At 38.8% G+C, this 5,263-nt stretch carries 4 protein-coding genes and 1 pseudogene; 1 reads left to right on the forward strand and 4 read right to left on the reverse strand.

Features of this window, described 5'->3' with window-relative positions; all coding sequences use genetic code 11:
• The first annotated feature begins 141 nt into the window (after nucleotides 1-141).
• Nucleotides 142-627 (forward strand): hypothetical protein, encoded by a 486-nt coding sequence (locus tag CLV31_RS21575; protein WP_111395166.1) that lies wholly within the window; start codon nucleotides 142-144, stop codon nucleotides 625-627.
• 182 nt (nucleotides 628-809) lie between these two features.
• Here the strand turns inward: CLV31_RS21575 and CLV31_RS21580 are convergent, their stop codons facing one another.
• From CLV31_RS21580 to CLV31_RS21910, 4 genes and pseudogenes are all read right to left on the reverse strand, one after another.
• Nucleotides 810-1,250, reverse strand: a complete 441-nt coding sequence (locus CLV31_RS21580) for a hypothetical protein (protein WP_111395167.1) — start codon at nucleotides 1,248-1,250, stop codon at nucleotides 810-812.
• A gap of 411 nt (nucleotides 1,251-1,661) precedes the next feature.
• Entirely contained in the window at nucleotides 1,662-3,320 is a 1,659-nt protein-coding gene (locus tag CLV31_RS21585; RefSeq protein WP_111395168.1) for a hypothetical protein, read from the reverse strand.
• A 5-nt stretch (nucleotides 3,321-3,325) separates the two neighbouring features.
• Nucleotides 3,326-3,850 (reverse strand): hypothetical protein, encoded by a 525-nt coding sequence (locus CLV31_RS21590; protein ID WP_111395169.1) that lies wholly within the window; start codon nucleotides 3,848-3,850, stop codon nucleotides 3,326-3,328.
• Between the two features lie 1,173 nt (nucleotides 3,851-5,023).
• Nucleotides 5,024-5,263 (reverse strand): annotated as a pseudogene (locus tag CLV31_RS21910) (hypothetical protein); the annotation flags it as partial.

Here is a 5,263-nt window from a genome sequence, read left to right on the forward strand (position 1 = left end):
AAAAACCTCTACCAACTCCTGCCATCCAACTGGCCCAAATACCGCCCTAAATAAAAATCACTTTTTCTGCAATATGGGGTTGGTCGGAGGGATACTGAGCAATCCGAAAAAAGTTCCAACCCATCGGTCGCGTTAAGCATTATGGGGCTATCGGAATCTACCTATGAGCTGTATCTTATCACGGACTATTTCCATCGGAATGACATCATTTACCTCGAAATGGCAAGGCCCTGGAGAGGTGGGTACCTGCTGGAAATGAACGGTTCTCTGGGAAGAAGCGGAAAAAACTATACCCAATACATTTCAACAGACTTCTCCGTTTCTCAAAAATGGGATTGCAGATCTCCCCTATCCCCCAGAATCGGAGTTTATTATTTTGAGGTTGATTTTTTCTTGGATGTGACAGAAAATGGCGTGTCCGGGTTTGACTACAGCGCCTGTAAACCATGGGCCTACAATACACTGGACTTTTTTGGTAAGTCCACCTGTCCAGGCTGTACCACTTCCATCAAACTGAAAAATCAATTAGCCAAAGAAATCACCCTTGAGGCCAGTTTGAATGATGAAGTGAGAAGAATAGTCTTGGAGTACCGCACAGGGAAGATGGTGAGCAATGAGAAAATTTAAAATCTACATTACTCAATAGGGTGCAAATACCGATCTGAATTTTTCCTTGATATCTCTCTCCGAACAAGGAATTATGTAAATTTTCATCACTGTCAGAATTTGGTCAAGATATTAATGGAACCGGATTCGTTATGTAATCTAAGCACTTTATGAAAACTAGGTTTGAATCTCTATTTCACGTGCTAATCAACGGAGCTTGCCTCTTTCATTTCTAATCCAACCTGTTCTGTCCCATTAGGGGCATTCGTTTTAATTTTAAAATCCACCTCACTACCCGGATTAATGAATTCATAAAGAACAAAATCTTCGCTTCCCAGATATGTGTTGGTCTTCGTATAAAAAATGACTGAAAGTACCAGATCTTTATATTTAGCGACTGATGCAGTGCTTTTTACCTTTCCTTCAACCACCGTTTCTCCAACTAGATTTTCTCTAAAAGTCCCGGATACCTCTAAAAAAGTTACTGGTGCAATTTTTTCTTGCTCCTCTAGCGAAAGTTTAGACGCTTCGTAGCCGAGGGTGCCTTTCCCTGTACAGGACGAAAAAAATATTAGAAAAAACAGAATTTGAAGGATTCCTGTAATAATTATACCTTTAGTATTCATAGCAATGAAAATGATCATTAAAATTGAATAGGGCTAGGCTATAGAAAATATTTTATCCCAGCTTAGTTTTGATACTAAGAAAGGGATTTTTAGGACATTTCCTAGCGATGAGGTCAAGTCCCACCATATGCTTTGCTACTGGGCTACAGATTTCTAGGAATAAGATACCCTTTCAGGCTTTAGGCAAACCGTACCTATCGCTCTAAACTGACGACTCCGATTCGAAACATATTCAAGAAAGGTCATCGCAACATTTAACTTGAATACCGGGCACTCCGCCCAAAACTGAGACTCCTAATAGTTTGAAGAATGATTTTTGGTTGGATTGTCTCTTGTTCGATTTCAATGCGGTAATTTTCTCATTAACCTACCGCAATGGTCATTTATTATTAAAATAGGAACCAACATAAATAAACGCTATTTCAATAACTACCGATTTCCCGAAGCAAATGGAATAATATTAGATCCCCTGTCAGGGAAATATGGAATCAATTCTATGGAAACAAGGCTTTGGAAAAACGGAGTTAAATCTGAAATATCTTGAATAGATCTACTGGTTAGGTTTTTTTTCTCCGTAGAACCTTCCCTTTGCAATAAAAGCAATATTTGACTGTCCCAAATTAGATTTTGTCCAGGATTTTTCAATGCTTTAAAAAACCATTCTCTAAAATCAGACACGTTGTCCTGATGAAAAATTGAAAGTTCAGAATTTTCAATATCTCCATGAATTGCCGATCGGACTTCATAGGGAATCTGATTTCCTAAGGAATCTTTAAATACCATCTTCATGGAATAAAGCTTGGTACACCCATCCAAACTCGAGGATGGTAAATCGACCGAATCCACTCCCGTTCGAAACGGTAAATAAATGACCTTATCATCAAATTCTCCACTATTTCTTCCTCTGACCTGATTCTTAACAGAACGGATTACTCCTTCAGCCTGAGTTGACAGTTTTATCCTATCAAAATCGCATGGTATGTATCGTAAACTCACCAATTGCAATCCAGAGTTATTTAAGTCATTAATTTCTCTTGAACCACTCTTGAATAATTGTGCTGCATCAAGATAGTCTCGTTGAGCAGATCCGCGATCATTAGCTTTTAAGGTAAGTGTAACAAAAACATTTTCACTGATAGGTCTATTAGGAGCCGAAGATTGTGTGACGATCAAGCTTTTCTCAGAAAATGAAAAACTAGTCTTGATCCGTTGGTATTGAAGTTTGAGAGTCTCATTAATAGTACTTGAATTCTCATATTTCAAGGCAGCAGTTACCCCAGCTTTTTTGGAAATATCTACTTTCCTTTCTTCCGAAGTTTTTTCTTCTCCTTTATTTTCAGCTGAGGATGTATTTTCAACTCTATTTAAGCCGTCTAGATCAGAGCTGGAGATATTATTTTGACTACCTCCACCCTGTGAATTAGTGTTTGAATTACTGTTTGTTTCTGAAATATCTGTTCCAGCTCCAACTTCACCTTTCAAATCGCTCGAGAATGTTACTTCATTTTTCCGATCTAAAGTTCCAAGATCAATTAATTCCAAATCATTCTCGAGTCTATCAATTGTCTTGATGATAAAATTATCTCCAATCAATTCAATGGTAGTAGACAATTGCCCAATCCGTGTATTGGAATGAAGTAGTCTTTTATCGTAATAGTATCTTGCGACGGAAGAAATCAACAATCTAACCTTAAATTCATCTATCACATCATTTCTAAACACTTTGCCCCCAACTATATTTAAGGTAACAGGTCTTGGAGTAGGAACCTTTGACAAATCTGATTGAATTGCATTTATAATTTGCGGAATACTGTCTGCCTTGGCTCCAATAACTTTAAGAAAAGTATGAGGAATGGAGTCCCTTAAATCGAAAAAAGTTTTAGGATTTACGGTTGCAGGCTTTGGAGGCTCCGGCAATGGCAATAATGCAACGTTCACTTTAACAATATCATCGATATTTGGTGAATCAGGAATTGAAGGATAGTACCACGTCTCATACCCAAATTTTCCTCGATCACTATTGGTAACTAAAGGCTTTGCACAAGACGCAATAACTAGCAAAAGTAAAGGCGCTAAATTTAATTTCATTTTTCTCACAATAATTCAACGATTTCAAAAACAATAGTTTCGGTGCTGCCAGTTGGATACCCTGCGAGATTTATACATGGGCCTGAAAATCTTTGGACAAACTTGGCTTTTACAGATCTAGGAAGAAATGAAGAACTATTGCATCTACGATTTCCATTCTTCAGTTCAAAAATTTCGGCTTTCTCTCTGATAATATATTGATTCCCGACCTTGTAATCTGAAGGGTTTGTACCGAATCCATCCAGGTAAATCAGTTTCCCAATGGCTATATTTTCTCCAAATAAAAAATTGGATGGCACATTAAGAATATTATTTATTTTATTTTTCAGGTATTTAGGAGAGTAGTTATGGTCATGGATCAAAACATTAACATTTTCATTTTCAATGTTTACAAAGCCTTCGGCATGTTTGGGACCATTTTCAATTTTAAACTCAAACCCTGTTTTTCCCTGGGCGTCAATCGAAGTATCACTTGAAGTAATATTTCTTTCATTCTTGATTCGTTCTAATATCTTTTCAATTTGTATCATAGAGTTTGATGTTTAAAAGGTAAAAATTAACATGAATGGAAATAATCAGAATAGAAATGGAATAATGGAATTAATTTTTAGGACTTCTGTTTTTTGAAAATTTATAACCATAGTTAATTATTTACAAGGAATTTTGCTTTTAATTGAAGCCTTGTTTGGATTAGTAAATTTATGGAATGGGCTGGCTGGGATTTGTCATCTCCAGCTCCTGGCCCTAAGCTAAAATCTTTTACAAAAAAACATTGAAGCCTTCTTCTACCTGAATATCCTTACCATCCCGGTCTATCGGGATCTAATTGGCTTTTTTAGACGATCATGCGATGGAAAGTCAAACGTTGGTATCCATAGAATCTTCCACTTGTTCACTCACGCAAATCATCAAAAACTTCGTTTTGCTAAGAAAGGGAATTTTGGGGAAGAAAAAATACCCACCACTGGGTATTTTTCGGGTTGAAATGAAAAAAAATGGGTAGGAAGTGAGGGGTTTTGGGGGGTTTGGAAAGTTTGAGAGTTTGGGAGTTGGGAAGTAAGGAGGTTTGGGAGTTGTGTCTCCCACCCAGCACACCGGACAGGTACTATGATTTTTTAAAGAAAGTCAACCTTTTTCCCCTTTTGAGATCACTCGGTGATTTTTCCTTTGTCACTTTTTGAGGCCAAAAAAGGACTGAGCGTAAATGATTAGCCCAGTGGGCTAATCTAGCGAAGGGCCGGGATGCAGGGGAGGAAAAGCCTTGACACAGCAAAGCTCCTTCCGCACAGGGCCGGACGCTGGCCCGCTGCTGTGTCTTCCCCGCGCGCCCACATCATTGTTTTTACGAATAAATAGGAAAACGCCTTGCTTTCGGCTCAAAAAACCGCCTGTATCAAAGGCCACGGGATCACGAGTAGGCTCTGGAATTGGGTGAATTTAGAAGCCGCTCTTTGGGAATATCGAGCCTAGAAATAGGGATTGCAAATCCCGGGAAACCAGTTCGAGATTGCAAATCTCGAACAACGGGATGGACCCAGCGGGGAAAATCGGCCCGGTGATCTAAAGGTTGTTTTACAACAATAACAAAATCCTTCCCCTGATAGTCTTTTGTAATTTCTGTATAGGGGGGATACCGATCCTGGGAGTATAAGTTCGCTTTCAAAATTCACTTGGCATTGGTTCAGTTACTCACCCGCTTAGTTCTAAAACTCCCATCGGGTGTACACTCCAAAGTTGTCCTTAGCCACTTTTTCAGGTCCGTATTGATCCCAATTTGCGCCTAATCCAAATCCCAAAGGCCCCTTTTTCAATCCCAAGCGCAGGTATAGAAAGGATCGGTTGTGTTGGTTTTCTGCCAATCCCTGATTATAGACAAATTGGATCCGGCTGTATAAGGCCCAAGTCTCATTGATCGGCGGCTTAAACTCATACAATCCAAACAG

This window comes from Algoriphagus aquaeductus, from assembly GCF_003253485.1.
Lineage (GTDB): Bacteria > Bacteroidota > Bacteroidia > Cytophagales > Cyclobacteriaceae > Algoriphagus > Algoriphagus aquaeductus.